The sequence below is a fragment of the Acidobacteriota bacterium genome (assembly GCA_009691245.1).
In the GTDB taxonomy this organism is placed as follows: Bacteria; Acidobacteriota; Terriglobia; order 2-12-FULL-54-10; family 2-12-FULL-54-10; genus SHUM01.
The window spans coordinates 26095-48530 of sequence record SHUM01000019.1; the positions used below are offsets into that span (position 1 = coordinate 26095).

16 protein-coding genes are annotated in these 22436 nt (G+C 60.1%); 7 read left to right on the plus strand and 9 right to left on the minus strand.

The window, feature by feature from the left end; genetic code table 11:
• Positions 1-67: 67 nt before the first annotated feature.
• From tkt to EXQ56_06520, 5 genes are all read left to right on the plus strand, one after another.
• Positions 68-2086, plus strand: coding sequence for a transketolase (gene tkt / locus EXQ56_06500; protein MSO20103.1), 2019 nt, complete (start codon positions 68-70; stop codon positions 2084-2086).
• 161 nt (positions 2087-2247) lie between these two features.
• On the plus strand, positions 2248-2703 hold the full coding sequence (gene rpiB / locus EXQ56_06505) for a ribose 5-phosphate isomerase B (protein ID MSO20104.1): 456 nt from the start codon (positions 2248-2250) through the stop codon (positions 2701-2703).
• Between the two features lie 5 nt (positions 2704-2708).
• Positions 2709-3701, plus strand: a complete 993-nt coding sequence (locus EXQ56_06510; GenBank protein MSO20105.1) for a hypothetical protein — start codon at positions 2709-2711, stop codon at positions 3699-3701.
• 100 nt (positions 3702-3801) lie between these two features.
• Positions 3802-5589: a glucose-6-phosphate isomerase gene (locus tag EXQ56_06515; GenBank protein MSO20106.1), complete on the plus strand. Its 1788-nt coding sequence runs from the start codon at positions 3802-3804 to the stop codon at positions 5587-5589.
• 279 nt (positions 5590-5868) lie between these two features.
• Complete coding sequence (locus EXQ56_06520) at positions 5869-7164, plus strand: citrate synthase (GenBank protein ID MSO20107.1); 1296 nt, start codon at positions 5869-5871, stop codon at positions 7162-7164.
• Positions 7165-7343: 179 nt separating this feature from the next.
• On the opposite strand, the gene EXQ56_06525 is transcribed toward EXQ56_06520, so the two are convergent.
• Together EXQ56_06525 and EXQ56_06530 are read right to left on the minus strand one after the other, a co-directional pair.
• A complete protein-coding gene (locus EXQ56_06525) occupies positions 7344-10511 on the minus strand; it encodes an efflux RND transporter permease subunit (protein ID MSO20108.1) in 3168 nt (1055 codons plus the stop codon).
• On the minus strand, positions 10508-11968 hold the full coding sequence (locus tag EXQ56_06530; protein MSO20109.1) for an efflux RND transporter periplasmic adaptor subunit: 1461 nt from the start codon (positions 11966-11968) through the stop codon (positions 10508-10510). Before EXQ56_06530 ends, EXQ56_06525 begins: the two co-directional genes overlap by 4 nt.
• 170 nt (positions 11969-12138) lie before the next feature.
• Here EXQ56_06530 and EXQ56_06535 point away from each other — a divergent pair, with 170 nt between their 5' ends.
• Positions 12139-13299 carry a 2'-deoxycytidine 5'-triphosphate deaminase gene (locus EXQ56_06535; protein MSO20110.1) on the plus strand — a complete coding sequence of 387 codons (1161 nt, stop codon included), beginning with the start codon at positions 12139-12141 and terminating at the stop codon, positions 13297-13299.
• Between the two features lie 22 nt (positions 13300-13321).
• On the opposite strand, the gene EXQ56_06540 is transcribed toward EXQ56_06535, so the two are convergent.
• Positions 13322-13513, minus strand: a complete 192-nt coding sequence (locus EXQ56_06540; protein ID MSO20111.1) for a 4-oxalocrotonate tautomerase — start codon at positions 13511-13513, stop codon at positions 13322-13324.
• A gap of 439 nt (positions 13514-13952) precedes the next feature.
• On the opposite strand from EXQ56_06540, the gene EXQ56_06545 reads away from it, so the two are divergent.
• On the plus strand, positions 13953-14372 hold the full coding sequence (locus EXQ56_06545; protein MSO20112.1) for a response regulator: 420 nt from the start codon (positions 13953-13955) through the stop codon (positions 14370-14372).
• 110 nt (positions 14373-14482) lie between these two features.
• Here EXQ56_06545 and cobA read toward each other — a convergent pair whose 3' ends face one another.
• From cobA to EXQ56_06575, 6 genes are all read right to left on the minus strand, one after another.
• Complete coding sequence (gene cobA, locus EXQ56_06550) at positions 14483-16054, minus strand: uroporphyrinogen-III C-methyltransferase (GenBank protein MSO20113.1); 1572 nt, start codon at positions 16052-16054, stop codon at positions 14483-14485.
• 75 nt (positions 16055-16129) lie between these two features.
• On the minus strand, positions 16130-16843 hold the full coding sequence (locus EXQ56_06555; GenBank protein MSO20114.1) for a hypothetical protein: 714 nt from the start codon (positions 16841-16843) through the stop codon (positions 16130-16132).
• Between the two features lie 40 nt (positions 16844-16883).
• Positions 16884-19730 (minus strand): AsmA family protein, encoded by a 2847-nt coding sequence (locus EXQ56_06560; GenBank protein ID MSO20115.1) that lies wholly within the window; start codon positions 19728-19730, stop codon positions 16884-16886.
• A gap of 113 nt (positions 19731-19843) precedes the next feature.
• Complete coding sequence (gene lepB / locus EXQ56_06565) at positions 19844-20665, minus strand: signal peptidase I (GenBank protein MSO20116.1); 822 nt, start codon at positions 20663-20665, stop codon at positions 19844-19846.
• Between the two features lie 4 nt (positions 20666-20669).
• Complete coding sequence (gene rnc, locus EXQ56_06570; protein ID MSO20117.1) at positions 20670-21407, minus strand: ribonuclease III; 738 nt, start codon at positions 21405-21407, stop codon at positions 20670-20672.
• A 40-nt stretch (positions 21408-21447) separates the two neighbouring features.
• Complete coding sequence (locus tag EXQ56_06575) at positions 21448-22434, minus strand: hypothetical protein (GenBank protein MSO20118.1); 987 nt, start codon at positions 22432-22434, stop codon at positions 21448-21450.
• Positions 22435-22436: the final 2 nt, after the last annotated feature.

Sequence of the window (22436 nt, forward strand, 5' to 3'; positions counted from 1 at the left end):
TCCGGCGTTGATTCACCATGCAGTGCAATCCTAACTGAGAGGTAATACCGTGTCAGAAAAGGTAGCAATGGCCGCAGCCCTCAGCACTGAGCAAGACCGGCTCGACGAGCTTTCCATCAACACCATCCGCATGCTCGCCGTGGATGCCGTCGAGAAGGCCAAGTCCGGCCACCCCGGCATGCCCATGGGTGCGGCGGCGATGGCCTACGTGCTGTGGACCCGCTTCCTGCGCCACAATCCCGCGAACCCCAAATGGGCCGACCGCGACCGCTTCGTGCTCTCCGCCGGACACGGCTCGATGCTGCTCTACGCGCTGCTGCATCTCACCGGCTACGATCTGCCGCTCGAGGAAATCAAGAATTTCCGACAATGGGGCAGTCGCACTCCGGGGCATCCTGAGCACGGCGTAGTGCCCGGGGTGGAGGCCACCACCGGCCCACTGGGACAGGGTTTCGCCAACGGTGTGGGCATGGCCATGACGGAGCGATTCCTCGCCAGTCACTTCAACCGGCCCGGCCACGTCATCGTGGATCACTTCACCTACGCTATCGTCAGCGACGGCGACATCATGGAGGGTGTCGCGTCGGAGGCCGCATCACTGGCCGGACATCTCGGCCTCGGAAAATTGATTTATTTATACGATGACAACCACATCACCATTGACGGCGAGACCTCGCTGTCGTTTTCCGAAGACGTCGGCATGCGCTTTCAAGCTTACGGCTGGCATGTACAAAAAGTGGATGGCAATGACTTACAGGCGGTCAATCAAGCAATCTCGCAGGCGCGCGCGGAGACCCGCAAGCCCTCACTGATTCAGGCGCGCACACACATTGGTTTTGGTAGTCCGAACAAGCAGGACAAGTCAGCGGCACACGGCAGTGCGCTCGGCGCGGATGAAATCAAGTTGACCAAAGCCGCGCTGGGCTGGCCTGTCGAGCCGACCTTCCACATTCCATCTGACGCGTTGCAAAACTTCCGTCAGGCCGGCGGGCGTGCTGCTGCGCAGGAGCAAGGTTGGAACGAGCGATTTGCGGCATATGCATCCGCACATCCGGAGTTGGCGCGCGAGTGGGCGCAGTGGCAGACGGGTGAGTTGCCTGAGGGTTGGAAAACTTCCCTGCCTCAGTTCAAGGCAGCTGACGGCGCTATGGCCACTCGAGTGGCCTCCGGCAAAGTCATCAACGCGCTCTCCGCGGCGATCCCGAATCTGATGGGCGGCTCGGCGGATCTGGCTGGGTCGAATGAAACCAACATCAAAGGCGCGGCGGATTTTAACGCCAATGCGCCGGGGCGCGTATTGCGCTTCGGCATCCGCGAGCATGGCATGGGCGGCGTTTTGAATGGCATGGCGCTGCATGGCGGCGTTCACTGTTTTGGCGCAACCTTCCTGGTCTTCTCCGATTACATGCGCGCGTCCATGCGCGTCGCCGCGCTGACGGAGCTACCGGTGATTTACGTCTTCACGCATGACAGCATCGCGGTGGGCGAAGACGGCCCCACGCATCAGCCCATCGAGCATTTAGCCGCGCTGCGCGCCATACCCAACCTGCTGGTGATCCGCCCCGCCGATGCCACCGAGACGTCCGCCGCGTGGCGCATCGCGCTCGAACACAAACATGGCCCAGTGGCGCTTGCCTTGACGCGGCAGAATCTACCGACCATCGACCGCGAGAAATCTCCCTCCGCCGACATGTTGGAAAAGGGCGCGTATACGCTGCTGGACGCCGAGACGGGACCGCTGCGGCTGATCCTGCTGGCGACCGGCTCGGAAGTCAGTCTAGCTGTGGATGCCCGGAAGAAACTGGAAGCGCAGGGCATCGGTACTCGCGTGGTGAGTATGCCCTGTTGGGAACTGTTCCTCGAACAACCGTTATCGTATCGCGAAGAAGTGCTGCCGCAGGCGGTGCGTGCGCGGCTGGCGATTGAAACTGGCTCTTCGTTTGGCTGGCGCGAGTTTGTGGGCGATGCCGGCGACACGCTTTGCATCAATCACTATGGAGCGTCCGCCCCCGCGGCTGTGGTACTGGAAAAGTTCGGCTTCACCGTGGACAACGTGGTGGCCCGCGCGACCGCGTTGCTGAAGTAAACAGAGCCGCGACCGTTAGGGAGCGGTGGTTGGCGTTCACTGCGGAAACCAACCACCGCTCCCTAACGGACGCGGCTCTGTGACCTCATTCCTGGCCTGCCAATTCTTGATAAGATGGACTCTTGCAGTCGTCTGTACATTTTTCTCAATGGGAGCGAGTCATGCGTGTTGTCGTCGGATCGGATCATGCCGGCTTTGAATTGAAAGCGCCGGTGGTGGATTACTTGAAGAGTCTGGGGCACACGCCGATTGATGTGGGCACGCACTCGACCGACGCGGTGGACTATCCCGATAGCGCGCGCGGGGTGGCCGAAAAGCTACGGGCCAAGGAAGCGGACCTGGGCATCATGATCTGCGGCAGCGGCGTGGGCGGGTCGATTGCGGCCAACAAGTTTCCCGGCGTGCGCGCGGCCGTCTGCCACGACATGTTCTCCGCGCATCAGGGCGTGGAAGATGATGACATGAACGTGCTGTGCCTCGGCTCGCGCGTCATCGGTCGCAACCTGGCGATGGACATCGTGAAAACCTTCCTGGGCGCAAAGTATTCCGGCCTGGATCGGCACCAGCGGCGGCTCGACAAAGTTAACGCGATTGAAAAGGAATTCGGCAAACCTTAGTCCTCATGCAATTCATCCCCTACGAGCAACTCAACGACACTCCGAATATCATCGTGGACGGCGCGGCCTACGAGGGTACGCTGCTCACGCTATCGCATTGGCCGCATTCGGGAACTCCGCGCGAGTTGCTGCGAGACACCTCCGCGGAAACGGCTTTCGCCTACCTGGATGCGCCTCAGTTTCACGTCGCAGCCGAAGCGGTCTCGAACAATCATTTTGACGAAGATGGGCTGATCGGCATTTTTGCGCTGGTCCATCCGTCCGTAGCCCAGAAGTATCGCGAGTTGCTGATTGACGCGGCTTCGGCGGGCGACTTCGGCGTTTACAGACATCGCGACGCCGCGCGCATCGCCTTCACCATCGCCACCTATGGCGACTCGATGGCGTCGCCCTTGGCGCTCGATCTGTTCGAGCTGCCCTATCCGCAGATGGCCGCCAATCTCTACCGCCGTCTGCTCGATCTGTTGCCGCGTCTGCTGACAAACATTGCGGATTTCGAGAGCCTGTGGCGGGATGAAGACAACCGTCTGACGGGGAGCGAAGAGCTGCTCGACCAAGGCGAGATTCGCATTGAGGAGAACCCCGCGCTCGACCTTGCCGTGGTGCATATTCCGGAGGGACTGCCGGAGACTACCGTGCATCGATTCGCACAAAGGACGCTGGCCGACTGCCACCCCTACGCGCTGAACAGCCGCACCGGGTGTTCGCGCATGTTGCTGGTGCGGGGACGACACGTGGAGTTTCATTATCGCTATGAGTCCTGGGTGCAGTTGGCATCACGGCGCCCGCCAGCGCGCGTTGATCTGTCGCCGCTGACCGCGGAACTGAATCAGATGGAAACATCCGGCGGGCAGTGGACATTCGAAGGCGTGGAAGCAATCACGCCGAAGCTGCGGCTCGAAGGCAGCCCCGCGACTTCGCTGGCGCCCGACGCGATTCGAGCCGCGTTGGAAAGTCATCTTGCCACTGGGGCCGCTGCGTGGAATCCATACGATTGATTCAGCCTTCTGATGGAACGCATATTTCCGTGGCCATTCTTCGGCCAATTCCGTCATAATCCTTCCTGGCGTTAGCACCTTTTTAATCCGTGAGCTTGCGATGAAAACAAGACCATCCCGCACATCGAGTATCGCCCGAAAGGACAGTTTTCCCGGAATGCACTGGGCGGCGCTCGGACCGTACGCATCCGCCGTGGCAGCCCGTCTGAAGGAGATGAGAGCGACAAGGTTCGCGCAGCGGTTTTGGGCGAAAGACTGCGGCTTGTGGAGTACAGACGCGAAGGCCGCGGGCGTGGTCGCCAATCGACTAGGCTGGCTGAGCGTGCTGGAGTCGATGCGCGACGATGCGGGCCTGATCCGCGCCATCAGCACCGAGTCCCGTACGGTGGGCTTCACCCACGCGCTGCTGTTGGGCATGGGCGGCAGCTCGCTCTGCCCCGAGGTGTTGCGACAGACGTTTGGACCTCAGCCGGGATATCCTGACATGGCCGTGCTGGACAGCACCGATCCGCAGGCCGTGCTGAACGCGGCGGCACGCGCGCCCATCGAGAAGACCCTCTTCCTGGTCTCCACCAAATCCGGATCAACCATTGAGACCTCCAGCTTCTTTGCATATTTCTACGGGCAGTTGGAGAAGAAAGTAGGAGCGTCCGCGGGCAGAAATTTTGTGGCAATCACCGACCCCGGCTCGCCGTTAATCGCCCTGGCAGCGGAGAAGGGTTTCCGGCGCGTGTATCAGAATCCTGCGGACATCGGCGGTCGCTACTCGGCCCTCTCCTATTTTGGATTGGTCCCCGCCGCATTGATGGGCATCGACATCAACCGGCTTTTGGCCCGCGCCATGTCGCTGTTGCCCTACGGACCGGGTGCGATTAGCGAAGACAACCCGGCGATTCAACTGGGCGCAATCCTCGGCGAACTGGGACTGCAGGGCCGAAATAAAGTCACGCTGGCACTCTCCCCCGAGATCGCTTCGTTTGGCTGCTGGGCGGAGCAACTGGTCGCCGAGAGTACCGGCAAGCAGAGCCGCGGACTATTCCCGGTGGATGGAGAGCCGCTGCCTGCGCCGAAGGACTGCGAAGACGACCGCGTGTTCGTCCAGATGAGTTTGGCGGGCGTCGAACGCAGCGATGCGGATCGCCAATTACGCGCGCTCGAAAAAGCCGGGCATCCCGTCGTTCGCATCATGCTGAGGAATAAGCTGGACATCGGTCGCGAGTTCTTGCGCTGGGAAATTGCCACGGCGGTGGCGTCGTCCATCTTGGGCGTGAATGCGTTCGACGAACCGAACGTCAGTGAAAGCAAGGCCAACACCGGACGACTGCTCAAGGCACTGGCAAGCAAGCGTCTCCCGCCCCGCAAAGCGGTTCTGCGCGCATCCGGCGTGAGCGTCTACGGGAATATGCCAACCACTGTTGCCAAGAGCCGGGAGCCAAAAATAACAATGCGGGATGTGATCGCCAGTCAACTGAGGCGCGGGCAAGCCGGAGGGTACTTGGCGATATTGGCATATCTGACGCCATCACCTGCAACCGACCATCTGCTGCAACGGCTACGCATCACGCTGCGTGGCGCGCTGGGCGTGGCCAGCTCCGTCGGTTACGGCCCGCGCTATCTACACTCCACCGGGCAGTATCACAAGGGAGGCCCGGCGAGCGGATGCTTCTTGCTGATAACGGTTAAGAGCAAGAAGAAAGTGGCCATTCCTGGCCAGCCCTATGGGTTTGAAACGTTGATCGAGGCGCAGGCACTTGGCGATCTGGAGGCCATCGAGAGCCGCGGTCTACCCGCCTTGCACTTTGAGCTTTCCGCCGGGGATACCTCCCATGGACTGCGCGCGTTGTGCCAGTGGGCCACTCGGGCATTCTCGAGAAAGTCCCGCGTATAATCCAACACAAAATAGTTGACCGCAGTCGCCACTCACTACATTTTTGTCGCCAACTCCCCCAGTTCACCTATTTTTTGTCCGTTGCTAGATAGGGCAAACTTTACAACCTCCCGGCGTGGAGTTAGGATAATTGTGAGCAGCCAAAAAACAGATGGAGAGAAATCGAGTCCGAGCAGCCGTTCCAAGACCTTGAAGGCCTGACTGGAATTGGTGATGGCGTGCTTGAGGTGCGCCTGTCGGATAATCGGCGAGGACGACGCAGAGATGATGGAGACCGCGATGACTAATACCAAGACCGCAACGCTCAGCGTTGGCGGCAAGACACTGGAGATGCCGCTGATCACCGGCACCGAGCAGGAGACTGCGATCGACATCGCGGCGCTGCGCAAGGAAACCGGATGCATTACCATGGACCACGGATTCATGAACACCGGGTCCTGCACCAGCGCCATCACTTTCCTCGACGGCGAACAGGGCGTACTGCGCTATCGTGGAATACCCATTGAGCAGCTCGCCGAAAAGTCCAACTTCATCGAAGTGTCGTACCTGCTCATCTACGGCAAGCTGCCCTCGCGGACCGAGCTGGATGCCTTCAGCCACGCGGTTACTCATCACTCGATGATCCACGAGGACATGAAGCGTTTCTTCGACGGCTACCCCTCGACCGCGCATCCCATGGCGATTCTGTCTGCGATGGTCTGCTCGCTTTCCAGCTATTATCCGGAGGCGCTCGAAAAACTCTCCGAAGATCAGTTGCGCATGACCTTCATCCGCTTGCTCGGCAAGATGCCCACGATTGCCGCGTTTTCTTACAAGAAGTCCATGGGGCAGCCGTTCATGCATCCACAGAACACGCTGAGTTATTGCGAAAACTTCATGCACATGCTGTTCGCCGTGCCGGCGGAAAAACATGACGTCGACCCAGATGTGGCCCGGGCGCTGGATCTGCTGCTGATCCTGCACGCCGACCATGAACAGAACTGCTCCACCTCCACCGTGCGTCTGGTGGGCAGCAGCCAGGCGAATGTTTTCGCGTCCATCTCGGCGGGCATCTGCGCGCTGTGGGGAAGGCTGCACGGCGGGGCCAATCAGGAAGTGATGGAGATGCTGGAGCTGATCCGTGACGATGGCGGCAACGTCGACAAGTACGTCGCCATGGCCAAGGACAAGAAGTCCGACTTCAGGCTGATGGGCTTCGGTCATCGCGTCTACAAAAACTTTGACCCGCGCGCAAAGATCATCAAGGTCGCCTGCGACAAGGTGCTCGATAAGATGGGTGTGCACGATCCACTGCTGGACATCGCCAAAAAACTGGAAGAGCATGCGCTGAAGGATGACTACTTCAAGAGCCACAACCTCTATCCCAACGTGGATTTCTACAGTGGCATCATCTACAAGGCCCTGCGCATTCCGACCAATATGTTTACAGTGATGTTCGCGCTGGGGCGGCTCCCTGGCTGGATCGCCAACTGGAAGGAAATGATGGAAGCGACACAGACCAAGATTGGACGCCCGCGTCAGATATACACTGGGCCAACCACTCGCGATTACGTGCCGATGGAGAAAAGGGGATAGGCGGCGAAAACTCTAAAAGCAAAAACAAAGAATCCCAGACGGGTCTGCTCCGTTTGGGATTTTGTATTTTGGGTGGATTTGATCAGAGCCCCGACCGCCAGGGAGGGGGCACGGCTGCCGATTATCGCTGACCGACGAACGTACCCCCTCCCTGGCGGTCGGGGCTCTGATCCGGAAAGCTAGTCGCCATGAGCGGGTGAAACCGATTCGCTGCCGGGACGCATGGCCAAGCCAGAGCGGGCGTGGCGGCGCTCCAGGCGCTCTTCGGCGATGGCGTAGAGAGTAGGAACAAAGAGCAGCGTAATGGCAGTGGATGTTAGCAGGCCGCCGATCACCACGCGAGCCATGGGCGCCTGCACTTCGCCTCCTTCGCCAATCCCGAAGGCCATGGGCAATAGGCCTAATATCGTGGCGGAAGTGGTCATCAAAATGGGGCGCAGGCGCGTGCGGCCGGCCTTGGTTACCGCGTCGAAGACGGAGAGCCCGTCACGACGGCGCAGAACGTTCGAGTAATCCACCAGCAGGATGGCGTTGCTCACGGCGATGCCCGCCAGCATAATCACACCCAAGAAGGCTTGAATCGAGAACGTGGTCCCGGTGATGAGCAATGTAACGGCCACGCCCACCGCTGCCAGCGGAATGGAAAACAGTATGATCAGCGGGTCGCGCCAGGACTCATACTGCGCAGCCATCACCATGTAAACCAGAATGATCGCCAACAGCAGTGCAAACACCAGTTGGCGGAATGACTTCTGCTGCTCCTCATACTCGCCGCCATAGAGGATGGCGTAACCGGAAGGCAATTGTGCCTTCAACGGATCGACGCGCGCCTGAATGTCGCGCATCACCGAGCCGAGGTCGCGGCCGATGAAGGCGGCCTGAACGGAGATCACGCGCTCGCGGTCATCGCGCTCAATGGAGACCGGGCCTTCCGTCCGCCGCTTGGTAATCAAGCTGCCGATGGGCACGGTGCCGCCGAGCGGCGTGCTCATGGGGATCAGGTCCACGCTTTCGAGCGCGGTGCGATCGCCTTCCTGCAGGCGCACCACGATGTTGTACTCATGCCCTCCCTCGCGATAGAGGCCCGCCTGGCGACCCGCCACGGCCGTCTCCAGCACTTCGCCGAGGGCGCTGACGTTCAATCCGAACAGCGCAGCCTTCACGCGGTCGGGACGGATCAGCATCTCCGGCATTCCCTCTGACCTGCTCACGCGAACCGTGGTGATGCCCTGCACTTTTTGGACTTCCTCTTGCACCCGGCGCGCCAAGTCATTGGAACTGTCGATGTCAAAACCGCGAATCGAGACCGAGGCGCGTTCACCACCCTGCCCGCCGCCGCCCATGCCCGGCATCATCATGCCGCCCGACGAGTTGGAGCGGACCCGCACGCCCGGCTCCACGTTCAGAGCATCGTTCAGAACTGCGGCGATCTCCTGCGAAGAGCGCTGGCGCAGTTCGCGATCGACAAGGCGGACTTGAATCTGGGCTCCGTGCGCGCCGCCACCGCCACCGGGGCCGAATCCTCCACCACCCCCGCCGATCTGGACCACCAGGTTCTGCAACTCAGGCACTTCGCGGCGCACAATCGCTTCCATGCGCTGGACAACCTCGTCGGTAGAGGCGAGGTTGGTGCCCGTGGCCAATTCCAAATTGACGTTCACCTGTCCCTCGTCGGTCTGCGGCGAAAGCTCCACGCCGATATAAGGGACGAAAAAGACAGTGACCACGATGCTGGCCAGCGCGCCAAAGATCACCGTCTTGCGGTGCCTCAAGGCCCAGCCCAGTACACTCTGGTAGCGCGCATCCAGCGCTTCCAGCGCGCCGCCGACGGTCTCCGCCAGCCGGTGCAATACGGGATGCGTCTCCGCCGAGGGCGTTTCGGTGCGCAGATACTTTGAGCACAGCACGGGGATCAGCGTCAGCGCAACGATCAGCGAGCAGAACAGCGCGAAGGCTACGGTGTAGGCGAGCTGCGAGAAGATCACGCTGGTGATGCCGCTCATAAAGGCGATGGGCACGAAGACAATGATGGTGGTCAGCGTCGCGGCGATGATGGCGGTGGAGACCTCTTCCGTCCCGGAGATGGCGGCTTCGACGCGCGACTTGCCCGCCTCGCGATGCCTGAAGACGTTTTCCAGCACCACGATGGCGTCATCCACCAGGCGGCCTACCCCCAGCGCGAGACCGCCCAGCGTCACCGTGTTCAGCGTGAAGCCGGAGAAATAGAGCAGCGCGAAGGTGGCAATCAGCGAAATGGGAATCGACAGCGAGACGATCAGCGTGCTGCGAATATTGTGCAGGAACAACAGCAATATCAAAATTGCCAGCGATCCGCCGATGAGCGCATGTTCTTTTACCGTGGAGATGGAACGTTCGATGAAACGCGACGAATCATTCAACGTCTCCACGCGAATCTGCGGGAAGTCCCGATTGATGCGCTCGGCTTCGGCGCGAATTCCGCGAGCCACCTCCACGGTGTTGGCGCCGGACTGCTTCTGGACGTTGACGCGCACTCCGGGTTTGCCGTTAACGCGCACCAGTTGCTGCAAATCCTCGGTGCCATCGTCCACGACGGCCACGTCGCGCAGATAGACGGGCACCCCGCCGCGGATGGTCAGAACCGAATTACGGATCTGGCCGAGGTCCTGGAACTGGCCCTGCGTGCGCAGCGTCAGATCAAAGCGGCCTTCCTCGACATTGCCCGCCGGTCGATTGGAATTTTCCGCGCGAATCAGGTTGACCACTTGATTAACAGAAATGTTCAGCGCGCGCAGCTTTTCGAGCGCGAGATTCACGTGAATCTCGCGGCGTAAACCGCCCTGCACCTGTATCTGCCCAACGCCCGGAACGCGCTCCAGCCGGTATTGAATCTGGTCCTCGGTGAACTGGCGTAGTTCCCGCGGGTCCATGTCGCCGGAGACGGCGAGGAAGATAATCGGGAACTGATTGCTGTCGAACTTCAGTACCTGCGGCGCATCCACACCGTCGGGAAGCTGGTTGCGGACACGATCAAGGCGGGTGCGAATCTCGTTGGCGGCCTCGTCGAGATTGGTTCCCCAGGCAAAGCCCACGTTGACGCGACTATTGCTGTCGTTGGAATTGGAGGTTACTTCCTCGACGCCGGGCGCCGAGCCCACGGCGTTCTCAATGCGCCGCGTGATCAGTTGCTCGACCTCTTCCGGCGCCGCGCCTTCGTAGCGGGTGTTGACCGAGATGCGCGGCATCTCGATATCGGGCATCAAATCAATGGGCAGGTTGACGAAGGAGATTCCGCCGAGCAGGATGGCCACGGCGCAGGCGATATACACCGAGACGGAACGTCGGATGGCTAGCTCGGGAAGACTCATGATCGCGCTCCCGGACGAGTGCTGCGTGCTGGGTTGCCTTCGCGAACGCCCGCTCCTGGCCGGGCGGTGGTCTCATCATTTACCACTGGTTCGTCCGCCCCGGACTGCACTTCCACGGGTGCCCCGTCCTGTAAACCTTGCGTGCCCCGGGTAATAATCTTCAACCCCAAGGTCAATCCGGAAATGACCTCCACACCGTTGTCCGTGGTGATGCCCGTTTCAATGGGCCGGAAACGCGCACGGCCATCTTCCAGTACATTCACTCCGGGCTGGTCCCCGCGCATGACGATCGCCTCGCGCGGAATCAGCAGCGCGGTACGATTCCCGCCCATCTCCATCTGGATGCGCGCGGACATCTCGGCCTTCAATTGGCCATCTGGATTGGGAATCTCCACCTGCACGGAGCCGCTGCGCGTGGCCGGATCGAGGATGGGCGAGATGCGCGCCACGCGGCCCTCGATGGTGCGGCCCTGCAAGGCGTCCATGGATACCAACGCGCGGTTGCCCACGCGCAGCCCGGTGAGATGTTCCTCGGGAACACGCACTTCAGTAACCATTGACGAAAGCCGTAAGACGCCGACGATGGGATTATTGGGATTGACCAGCGCACCGGGAGAAACGTGCCGAGTGGCGACCCAGCCCGTTAGCGGAGAGAGCACCTGAGTCTGCTGACGACGAATGCGCAGCTCGTTGAGGTCGGCCTGCGCCTGGCGAATCTGCGCATCGGCCAGCGTTACCTGAGTTTGCACCACGCGCGCGCGCGTCTGAGTGGTCTCCATCGACTGGCGCGAGAGCAGTCCTTCGGTTTGCAACTGCTGCGCGCGCCGATCATCAGCCTGCGCGTTCTCCAACTCGGCCAGGCGCTGCGCCCTGGTGGCCTCTGCTACAGCAAGCGTCGCTTCGGCCCGCAGCACCTGTTGGGCCAACTCGTCTCCTTCCAGTTCCGCGATCAACTGACCCTCGCGCACCGGGTCGCCCACATCGACAAGGACACGTTGCACCTTGCCGGTAATCTTGGGAACCACCTCCACCGACTCCTTGGCTTTCAGCGAACCAGTGAGGGATATTTGCTCACGAATGGAACCCTCAGTGACTACCGCAGTGTCGACCAGCGTGGGCCGGCTCATGAATCCACGGTTGCCACCCTGGCCGCCTTGGCCCATTCCCTGTCCGCCTCCACCATTTCCGTCGCGTCCTGAAGATCCAGCATCGCTTGGCGGACTGCCGTTAGGCGGATGCGCCTGCACAGCGGTCAGATCGCGCTTAATGAAATAGCGCACGGAAAATACGCTGACCACCGGCACCACCACCAGCGCGAATATCAACAATAACTTTGCTCGTTTACTCATTTCCTGCAATTCCGCCTTCGCGTTTTTCACGCCGATACGAATGGCTATACGTTGTAATGAATTAAGGGATTTCCCCGAACTTTCAGAATACCAGACTCTTGCATTCATTAGACGGGCTTCCCCCCTGATAAGGTTGCCGCAAAAACCTGCTTGAATCGGGCACAGAGACTGTGCGATTGTATTTGTCCGGCCCTGCGCACCCGTGTTCGTGTAGGATTGCCAGTCCGCAGGCTTAGTGAACCCGGAAATTAAGTGATGGGACCTCCAAGTTCATATCTATGAGAGATGCCGTGTTGCTGTTTCCCGAGCTCGAGCGCAAGACGCCTGAACCACGTTCCACCGGCGTATGCCCGTCGCAGAAAATCGAGGAGTTCATCGCTTCGGAGATGATCCGGTCTGCGCAGCCCATCGTCCCCAAGCAGATTCAGCCGGCCAGTTTAGACCTGCGTCTGGGCCCAGTCGCTTACCGCGTGCAGGCCAGCTTCCTGCCTGGAAAGAATTCCACGGTCGCGGAAAAGATCCGCACGTTGGGCATGGGCGAGATTGACCTGACTCGCGGCGCGGTCTTCGAGAAGCGCTGCGTCTATATCGTCACGCTCATGGAGGAATGGTTTCTGCCGGAGGATTGTGCAGGCAAGACCAATCCCAAAAGCACTACCGGGCGGCTCGATATCTTTACACGATTAATAACGGATTATGGAACAGAGTTCGAGCGCGTGCCTCCCGGCTATCGCGGCAAGCTCTACGCGGAGGTGGTTCCGCGCACCTTCAGCGTGCGCTTGCAGGCTGGCATGAGTTTGAACCAGGTGAGATTTATTCGCGGCAATCCGGCGCCTCTCACAAAGGACTTCGAGTTGGGTAAGCTGCATGAGGAAGACCCGCTGGCCTTCACGCCAGATAATCTTCCCGCGGACTCGCCGCGGCTGATTTCCATTGACCTTGCCGGGTTTGGGCCGGAACCGCAGGGCAAGGACGCTATCGTCGGATACAAAGCCAAGGACCACGCGCCGCTGGTGGATCTTTCACTCGTCGATCACTACAATCCGTCCGAGTTTTGGGAGCCCATCCACGCAACGCCGCGAATCATCCTGAACCCGGATGACTTCTACATTCTGGTGTCCAAGGAAAAAGTGCGGGTGCCGCCGGAGCTGGCGGCGGAGATGGTGGCGTTCGATCCGTCGATGGGCGAGTTCCGCATCCATTACGCGGGATTCTTCGATCCCGGATTCGGACACGACCTCCACGAAGGCCGCGGCACACGAGCGGTATTAGAAGTTCGCTCACACGAAGTTCCCTTCGTGCTGGATGACGGGCAGGTCGTCGCGCGACTCGAATACGAACGCCTCACCGAGACTCCGTACAAAATCTACGGGCCCAAGATCGGCTCGTCCTACCAGTCCCAGGGCCTCTCTCTCAGCAAACAATTCAAGCGCTGGTAAGCCCACGCGATTCTCTGAAACCCTATTTTTTCTTGTCGGAGTTCAGCACGCCGGCTTTGGCGAAGTCGGTGGTGGCAACTTCAACGAAAGCAATCGTCACGTTGTCCGGTTGCGTGCCCATCTCCTGAACGATGGTTTCCGTGATGCGCTCAGCGACCTTGCGCTTCTGGTCCGTCGTGCGACCCGTGAGCATAGTGATCTGAATGTGTGGCATTAACTTCCTCCAAGAAGTTATGAAAGCGTCCAAGCGGCGCGAGTTGCCAAATATCTGACCATCGTCTTGGCAATCTCGCAAATAGCCCATCAATTTAGCATAGTCCTGTCCAAAAAGTTGATTTAATCAACAAACTTTATTTTGTATTTAGGGCTTTACTATTTTCAATGGGTATGCAAGAGTGTATTCAACGGAGGATGTACTTCTTCTCCAAAGACGGTTTCAGAGGAGACTTTGGACAACTCGGAGGGGTTGAAGGACATCCAACAAATAACCACACATACTGACTAGACTTGACCAAAAGCCATCCGCCCCGGATGGCGCGTCCATAGGGCCGAGAAAGCTAATCCAACCCACCCAAAGGGTTAGCGGACTCGGCCCGTTTTTTTGATACGGGCAGTTCTCCACGGAATCGGCTGAACGGCTATACTCAAAGCATATGGACTGCATCGACACCAATATCGCCATGAAGTCTCCGGATGCCGCCAGCCAGCCGTGGCGTGTGATCGCGGCGGTAGCCGACTTGATGTTTACGGCCAAGATATTAGCGGCGGCGAAGCAGGCTGGTTGCCCTGTGCAGTTCATCCAGCACGAAGAAAAACTGATCAGCGCGGTGCCCGGCAGTTCGTGTCTGGTGATCGTCGATCTGAATCATCTGACGCTCGATGGTGTCCGCCTCATCTCACGCTTGAAGGCGGAGCCAGCCACGGCGAGCATTCCGGTGCTGGGCTATCTCTCCCACACGCAGATTGACCTCAAACGCGCCGCCGAGCAGGCCGGCTGCGATCTGGTGCTGCCGCGCTCCGTGTTTTCGCAAAACATCCACGAAATTCTCCGCCGCCAATCCTGCCACCTGTAAATGCATTGGTAATCGACGCCGTGGTAGCCACGGCACGATTTTTGTGCCGTGGGCTTTTCGTCCCGGCGTACACCCTCGCCAAATCCCACGGCACCAACTGCGTGCCGTGGCTACGCAGACACCGCACTTTGGAAGTGATCGAGGATGGCGCGCACCAGCGCGGGCACGGTGTGCTCGGCGGGCTCCATGGAGACGGCAAGGCCATGGTCGCGCAACGTCTGGCTGGTGATGGGGCCGATGGAGGCGATCTTCACACTGTCGAGATGCCGCCGCAGTTCGGCCTCGGGCAGCAGCTTGAAGAGATTATTCACGGCGGAGGAACTCGTGAACACCGCCAGCGTGGGCGCGTGCCGCTCGAAGATCACTTGAGCGCGCTGCGCCGAATCTTGCGGCAGCACTGAGCGATAGGCCTCCACCACATCCACACGTGCGCCGCGTGCGCGCAGTGCATCGGGCAGGACATCTCGCGCCACTCGCGCTCGGGGCATCAAAATGCGCTTGCCCTTCAATGGAACTCGTGCGAAGGACTTCACCACGCCCTCTGCGACATACTCGTTCGGCACCTTGTCCACCTGCAGATGAAGCGTGCGCAACTCGTCCGCCGTGGCCGGGCCGATGGCGCACAGCTTCGCTCCAGTCAGCGCGCGGATATCCTGCCCTGCCTGCGCCAGTCGCTTCATGAACTGGCGCACGCCATTGGCGCTGGTGAAGACGAGCCAATCGTACTGCTTGATTTTCTTGAGCGCGCCATCCAGCCCCGACCAATCTTCAGGGTCTTCTATGGCGATGGTGGGCAGTTCCAGAGTTTCGGCACCCAGGGCGCGCAGCGGTTGCACCAGCTCGGCTGCCTGATTTCGCGGCCGTGTAATCAGAATCCGCTGGCCGAACAGCGGCTGCTTCTCGAACCACTGCAGCGTCTCCCTCATGCGCACCACATCGCCGACAACGGTCAGCGCGGGAGGCTTCAATCCCGCCGCGTGAACTAGCTCGACGATGGTGGCCAGCGTGCCGGTGACTACCTGCTGCTCACCGCGCGTGCCCCAGCGAATCACGGCAACCGGTGTCGAAAACGAGCGGCCCGCGCGGATCAGATTTTCAGCGATCTGAGGAAGCGTCTTGACGCCCATGAAGAACACCAGCGTCGATGCCCCGTGCGCAATCTTCTCCCAATCAAGATGCGAGGCTTCTTCCTTCTCCGGGTCTTCGTGCCCGGTGAGGAAAAGTACGCTGGAGGCCAGTTGGCGATGCGTGAGCGGTATACCCGCATAGGCCGGCACGGCGTAGCCCGCGCTCACGCCGGGAACAATCTCGAAGGGGATGCCCGCGCGAGCCACGAACTCAGCCTCTTCCCCGCCGCGACCAAAGATAAACGGGTCGCCCCCTTTCATCCGGCACACGACTTTGCCTTCGCGAGCCTTGGTCACCAGAAGCGAGTTGATCTCCGCCTGCTTCATGCGGTCATCGGCGTGCATGCCGACGTAGATGACCTCGGCATCGGGACGCGCCCACAGCAGCAGCTCTGGATTAGCCAGATAATCGTGGATGATGACGTCGGCGCGGCACAAGATTTCGTGACCCTTGAGCGTCAGCAGACCGGGATCTCCCGGCCCCGCTCCAACCAGATACACCTTTGCCGCCAGAGACACCTTCGCCGCCAGGTGCACCTTCGCCGGTGGATACATCTTCGCCGGTAGTCTCGCTGCATCACGCTTCATAGTGCGATCTTACAACGAAGGTTTACTGAATTGTAATTGGGGTTAGAGCTTTGCCGCGTCTGATCCAGCGACTTCAATCCGACCTGGCAGAACTGTGAGGCTGTCAATGGAGTATGGCAGGGAAAACGGCTCATCCAGTTTAACGCTGGGAAAGCGCGGCGTCATGAAAATGCTCATCAATGCATCGATCAAAATCTGTGGCACGGGATAGCCATTCAAGGTAACCGCTTCGAGCTTGAACTCACCCTGCCCATTGGTGCCGGAGAGCTGGCCTTCCACCCGGAGAGCGTGCTGCCCGAACAGCAGGTATTGCCATACCAGCGGGACGGGCGTCGGCGCAGACTGTTTCAGCAAATCAAAGTCCAGTTGCGCGGTCCCTAAGACACGGCCGCTCTGAAACTCCACTTCGACGGCGGAGACCCCATTCGGGTATGCACCGGCCAGGTCCAGCGCGAGTAAAGAGTTTGATTCCTGTTGAGACACATGGATGCGATCAGGAGAGACCGTCATCGATTCTATATTTCCCGGAATCCCCGGCTTTTGAAACGCTCCGCCCTGAATGCTCTTCAGCTTAGCGCGAGCAGAGTTGGCAGCCTCACGCGTTACACCATCGGCCGCCATCAGCGCCGGAACATACAGGGCCAGCAGCATCGCAGCTTGCAGAATCCGGAGCAGCCGCAGGAGGGGAGCCGGCCTTGCGGGCGGTGTGCCCTGACCATCATAAGCAAGCCGGCGGTTCATATCGTGAGTCATCATGTCATTCACCTCAGTGGTTCAGCAGGCTAGGGCGAATTACCTAACGGGTTTGTAGCGATGCATTGCGATTCACTGGAATGGCCTCGACCAGCCGGAGATCGGAGAGTGCCCCGACCCACTGCTGCGCCAGCCCCTCTTTCCGGCCCTCGCTCAAACTCTCGACCGTAAGATTGACGGCATGGTCAAAACCGATCGTGCCCGTGGCTCGGTACACATCGGCGACGCGCCGAACAGCGTCTCGGGACGCCGCTGTGGCCGCAAATTCATTGATCTGAACTGACTGTTTGGCAATCTGGAAACTCGCTTTGAACTCCGCGAATTCAGCGGCCGCAGGCAATGCTTTGGCATCGGGAACAGGAGCGGGAGCAGTGGCGACAACGGAAACCGCGGATGGGGAAACCGCGGATGGGCCGCGTTGCAACGGCCAACGGCGCACCGTGATTTCCTTTCCACTCAACTCACCGGCCCCCTGCAACTCCCGCTGTACCTGCTCCCAGTTGTCACCTGAACCCTTCAACAACAGCTCTCCATTGAGATGACCGGCGAACTGTCCGCGCCATTCCGGAAAACGATCCGCTAACGCCTCGGCATTCACTCGCTGAAACTTCGTCGACAAATCAATTGCGAAGGGCGCATCGGACAGGCGAAACACCCCTTCGCCCTGCACTTCGCCGTCGGCAAGGCCTGCGCGAACCTGGCTCAGCGTTAGCGCGCCACCATCCCACTTCGCGCTTCCCGTTGCGTTCGTGAATTCCAGGCCGGCATAGAGTATCCGTGCCGCTTTGAGTTTTCCTACGGCCGCCAGCGGCGGGAATGCGCGATGACTCACCGGTTTATTCCTGTTGAATAATGCGGAGAGCCATGAACGCTCACTGGCTGGCAACGGCTTCGCGGCTGAATCAAGATGCAACTCATCCGTCTCCAGATTGAAGGTGATCGCAATGGGCGGAAGTGGGACGGGTTCGGAGAGCGAGACTGGAGCGGGCAATGAAAGGGTTGCGACGCCGCGTAAAGCAGTATCCCCGATTTTTCCAGCAAGTGAACGCATCTGCATGGTCCGGTTACGGAACTGCACTCGCGCCGAGGTCAACTCCAGCGGAACTTCCAGCCGGGATACGCGCATCTGCGCGCCGTCTATATCAGCGCGTCCAGTTAACTTCACGGATGAATCGGCGGCATAGTTGATCTCCAGATTCAGCGCGGCGGAACCAGCCGTCATCGACAACCATGCGGCGCTCGGCTCGCCACGCAACTCACTTCTAAACAGGGGAGCCCAGTGCAGCAGTTCGGTTAGGGCAATCTGATTGCCTCGCAGCGCAATGCTGCGAACCGGATCGAACAGGTTGCCGCGCGCGACGATCCGCAGCGGCCCTCCGGCGCCGAAATCCGCCGTCGCGGGGCCAGCCTCGAACTTTCCCTTCCCAAATCGTATAGGCACGGATCCCATGCGCACACGGGCGACGGGAGAAGCAGCGTCTTTCTCCGTTCCTGGCGCAGACGGCATCGCCACACTATCGGCGATGAGCCGCTGAAATTCCGCGTGCTCGATCAGCAGTTCCCCGCTCCACGTTTCGGGCAGCCCATGCATCTCGATACTGCCGCCAAGCATTCCCTTGATCTGTAAACTCGGGTCCAGCCCCAGGGAGAACTGTTCGGCGAGGGCGCTCAGCGCGGTCAGGGAGAGGTCGTTGAGCTGGGCGTCCAGCCGCAACAGTGGAATGGTGGAAAGCTGCTCGATCCGTCCTTCCACGCGAATCCGTCCCGCCTTCCGCGCACCGCCCTTTAGCGGCCCGCCGGAAATGGGGCCGGAAATGGGGAACGAAAGGTTCACAACCTGGAATGCGTCCTGCTGGAGATCGAGGATGCCGGAAAATTCAGCGGGAATCTCTGTGGGCGTATGACGAGGTATCTTGTCCCAGCTATGCAGATCACTCATAACGGCACGGCCCATCACGCGCAGCAGCGAAGTAGTTCCTGCGACTTCGCCGGATACGTTGAGCGATCCGTGTACGCCCTGCTCCGATCCCGCCAGGACGCCGGCGACTTCGCCGAGCAACGCATCTTCGACGCGCCAACTCAGCTTCATGGGCACGCCCGCAGCCGTCAATCCAGCGCCCGCGAATGGACCAATTTGCCCTTCACCGCGAACAAGAAACGCGGGCATTTGAGCGAAGGTGGAGCGGCTGGGAGTTGCCGAGAATTCAACCACCCAAGGCTCATTCGGTTTACGCGGGGCTCGCAAATCAAGATCCAGAGCGCCCAGGTACAGCGTCTTCTTGCGATTGTCCAACTTGATGTTCCAGCGGCCATCTACAATTCGGATATCAGGATAATTGGAGGAGTAATCAGGAATGCCGGGATCCGCGGCGTTCCCTTCGCCAACACCGGAGGCCGTCGCGTGCGCACCCGCCAGTGTGGAGAAATTCCATATCCCTCCATTCTCTGTGGCGGCACGAACCAGATTGATGCTGGGCCGGACCAGCGTGATGCGGGAAAACTCGAAGCGACGACGCCAGATGGAGCGAACGGCCAGCCGCGCCTCCACCACTTCGATGCGGGCCACCGGCTCGATCCCGAAGCGCGGATCGTCTGCAATCTCCACATTCTCGACTTCAAAGCCCAGTCCCAGGCTCACACCGGAATCCAATCCACCAACCAAATGCGGATGCACGTCGCCGACGCGCACCGGGCGACCCAGACTGATTGAGAGCGCGGCGGCAATTTCGTCCTGCAAATAATTCAGGCGCACCAGAATGGGAAGCAGCCATCCGGCCAGCAATAGCCCCACCACAAGGCCCACGACGCGACGCTTGAAGAAACGCCGATGCGGCCCCGGAGTAGCTAACTCCGGGGAGCCCGACCGCTCGATTTGTTCCTGATTTGTCACAAGAATCTCGTTTTCAAATCCGCGCCGCGACCGAAAGAGAGCGGTCACTTTGAATGGTCACAGAGAGTCGGCGAAGGTTACCGCGCCCTTCGGTCACGGCTCTATCAGATCAACTAACGAATGATATGGAACATGCGGGCCCAGCGCGTCTTTTGCGGGAAGTTCAATAGCACATGGACCACGCGCGTCAGATAATTCCCCGCTCCCGACTCGCGATACTCCTCGCTGGTGGACTCAAACGACCAATAAAGGATCAGTGGTTTGCCAACTATATTCTCGCGCGGCACAAACCCCCAGTAGCGGCTATCCGAACTCATGTCGCGATTGTCGCCCATGGCGAAGTACTTGCCTTCGGGCACCACGATCTCTCTGTCCTTAACGTAGTTGCGATACTCGTTCATCCAATCGGGAAATCCGGCGCCGGAGATGAAGTCGGGGAAGCTGTCGCGGAAATTGTTGTAGTCGTCGCTCTTGTGCACAGCGAAATCCTGCATCAACCTCTCGCCATTGCGGTAGACCTCTTTGTTCTCCAGCCGAATGCGGTCGCCCGGAATACCAATGACTCGCTTGACGAAATAGGTAGTGGGGTCCAGCGGATAGCGGAACACGATGATCTGATCGCGCTCCACGTCCACGTAGGGCAGCAGCCAACTCCACATCCCGCCGGGACCGTAGCCTACCTTGTCCACCATCAGGTGGTCGCCGATTAAGAGCGAATTCTCCATCGAGGACGATGGAATCTTGAACGCTTGAATCAGAAACGTCGTCCCGAACAGCGCCAGGATCACCGTTACCACCAGCGATTCCAGGTACTCGCGCGCCGTGGACTTTCCTTCGCCATCGGGACCATGGGATGAAGCTGGTTCCGCCTGAACAGCATCCTGCTGCGGCTCCGTGTTCGCTATTTCGTTCTCATGTTCCTGATCGTTCGCCACTTGGTTACTCCGCCTCAGCGCAACTTTTTTCACTCTGCCGCACTTTGCCGAGCGCGATGCGCGCGGCAGCCTGTTGCGCAGCCTTCTTTGTTTCGCCCTCGGCCACAGCCGCGGCCTCGCCCTGAATCAACACCTGCACCGTGAAGATTTTGCGATGCTCGGGACCACTCTCTTTCACCACCACATAACGAGGTGCGGTGAGTTTGCGTTCCTGCAGCGCCTCCTGCAACTCTGTTTTATAGTCTGTGGCTGGCAGGGCTTCGCCGTCAACCGGTTCCAGCACCAACCGCTTCACAAACTCACGCGCCGGCTCCAACCCGCCATCCAGATAGACCGCCGCCAGCAGCGCCTCCATGGCATCGGCGAGCAAAGCTTTTTTGCCCCGCCCCCCGGCGCGCTCCTCGCCTCGACCGAGCCGCAGATACGCACCCAAGCCCAATCGCTCGGCCGCCTGATACAGATGCGCCTCGCTCACCAGCCGCGAGCGGCGCTTCGAAAGATCGCCCTCGCCTTCCAGCGGATGCCTCTGGATCAGGGTCTCGCTGACCAGTAACGCCAGCACCGAGTCGCCCAAATACTCCAACAACTCATTGGATGCGTGGCGCGGCCCTCCAGTTTGCCCCGTAAGATGGGAGCGATGCGTGAGCGCCTTCTCGATCAACCCGCGCTGCGCAAAACAGTAGCCGAGTCTCGCTTCCAACTCCGAGATGTCGCCCGGAGCGGACTGATGATGATGTCCCATGCTCACTGATCTGTTGTCGTCCACTCTGAAGTTAATGGCACTACGGCAACGGTATCGTTGCCGCTGGCGGCACTGGTTCGACGTTCTGCCCGCCCTCACTTATATTATCGCCGCCCGCTGCGCCGGAAGAGGTATCGGAAACCGGCCCGCGTGACTTTTCCACCATCGCCACCGCCTCGGCCACCAGATCGCGCGGCGCGCCGCCGGCCGTGCGCGACTTCACGCCGCCCGCCACAGCAGCCTTCTGCAATGCGTCAATCGACTCGCCGTACTTCTTCAAGAATGAATAGGTCAGCCCCAACCGATAGAGCGTCAGCGCATCGGGCTTCTCGATCAACTGCAACGCCGCGGCATACTCCGTCTCGGCGGCGGCGTAGTCCTCGCGCATCATGGCCGTCAATCCCAGCGCCAGCCGCGCCGAGGACTCCGCATCATTGCGCGTCTGCTGCCACTGCGGCGGCGTTACGCGCGCCGGACGCACCGCCTTCGCCACCACCTCAATAATCTTGCGCGCGTGCTGCTCGGCCTCTTCCAGCCTGTCGTGGAAATCCGGGTCGTCGCGGCCCACGCTATCCGGCAACGATTGCGCCAGCGTCAGTAGCGCCTGCATATTTTCGGGATTCTCCGCCAGCGTCAGCTCGGCGTAAGTCAGCATGCGCCCCAGATCGTTCTTGCGCCGGTAGGCCTCCGTGGCGGCCTGATAGGCAAACTGCTTCATCTCGGATTGGGGATACTGAAGCAGAAAATCCTCCACCAGCCGGATGCGCTCGTCGGCGCGTTGCTCCTTGACGAACTTCTCGTATGCGGCAGTTTCCTCCGGCGACTTGGCTTGCGGCGAGGGCGCAGGCGGCGCGCGGCGCACCGGCGCGGGCGCGGGCGGTATGGCCTCGGCGGGAATCTCGTCCATCGAAGGAATGCCCAGCGAGTAGCGCGGCGCCTGCTGCGCGATAAGCAGTGGGGTTTGCAGCAACGCCATGCAGGCCGCCGCGATCATGCAAACGAAATACACGATGTGGAAAATGTTCATGA

Excerpts from the sequence above, each read along its gene's own strand:
- EXQ56_06535 (MSO20110.1), top strand. The coding sequence starts at position 12,139 with ATGAGAGATGCCGTGTTGCTGTTTCCCGAGCTCGAGCGCAAGACGCCT.
- rnc (MSO20117.1), bottom strand. The coding sequence starts at position 21,407 with ATGGGACATCATCATCAGTCCGCTCCGGGCGACATCTCGGAGTTGGAA.
- EXQ56_06530 (MSO20109.1), bottom strand. The coding sequence starts at position 11,968 with ATGAATGCAAGAGTCTGGTATTCTGAAAGTTCGGGGAAATCCCTTAAT.
- EXQ56_06510 (MSO20105.1), top strand. The coding sequence starts at position 2,709 with ATGCAATTCATCCCCTACGAGCAACTCAACGACACTCCGAATATCATC.
- EXQ56_06555 (MSO20114.1), bottom strand. The coding sequence starts at position 16,843 with ATGATGACTCACGATATGAACCGCCGGCTTGCTTATGATGGTCAGGGC.
- EXQ56_06545 (MSO20112.1), top strand. The coding sequence starts at position 13,953 with ATGGACTGCATCGACACCAATATCGCCATGAAGTCTCCGGATGCCGCC.
- EXQ56_06525 (MSO20108.1), bottom strand. The coding sequence starts at position 10,511 with ATGAGTCTTCCCGAGCTAGCCATCCGACGTTCCGTCTCGGTGTATATC.
- cobA (MSO20113.1), bottom strand. The coding sequence starts at position 16,054 with ATGTATCCACCGGCGAAGGTGCACCTGGCGGCGAAGGTGTCTCTGGCG.
- EXQ56_06575 (MSO20118.1), bottom strand. The coding sequence starts at position 22,434 with ATGAACATTTTCCACATCGTGTATTTCGTTTGCATGATCGCGGCGGCC.
- EXQ56_06515 (MSO20106.1), top strand. The coding sequence starts at position 3,802 with ATGAAAACAAGACCATCCCGCACATCGAGTATCGCCCGAAAGGACAGT.
- tkt (MSO20103.1), top strand. The coding sequence starts at position 68 with ATGGCCGCAGCCCTCAGCACTGAGCAAGACCGGCTCGACGAGCTTTCC.
- EXQ56_06520 (MSO20107.1), top strand. The coding sequence starts at position 5,869 with ATGACTAATACCAAGACCGCAACGCTCAGCGTTGGCGGCAAGACACTG.
- EXQ56_06540 (MSO20111.1), bottom strand. The coding sequence starts at position 13,513 with ATGCCACACATTCAGATCACTATGCTCACGGGTCGCACGACGGACCAG.
- rpiB (MSO20104.1), top strand. The coding sequence starts at position 2,248 with ATGCGTGTTGTCGTCGGATCGGATCATGCCGGCTTTGAATTGAAAGCG.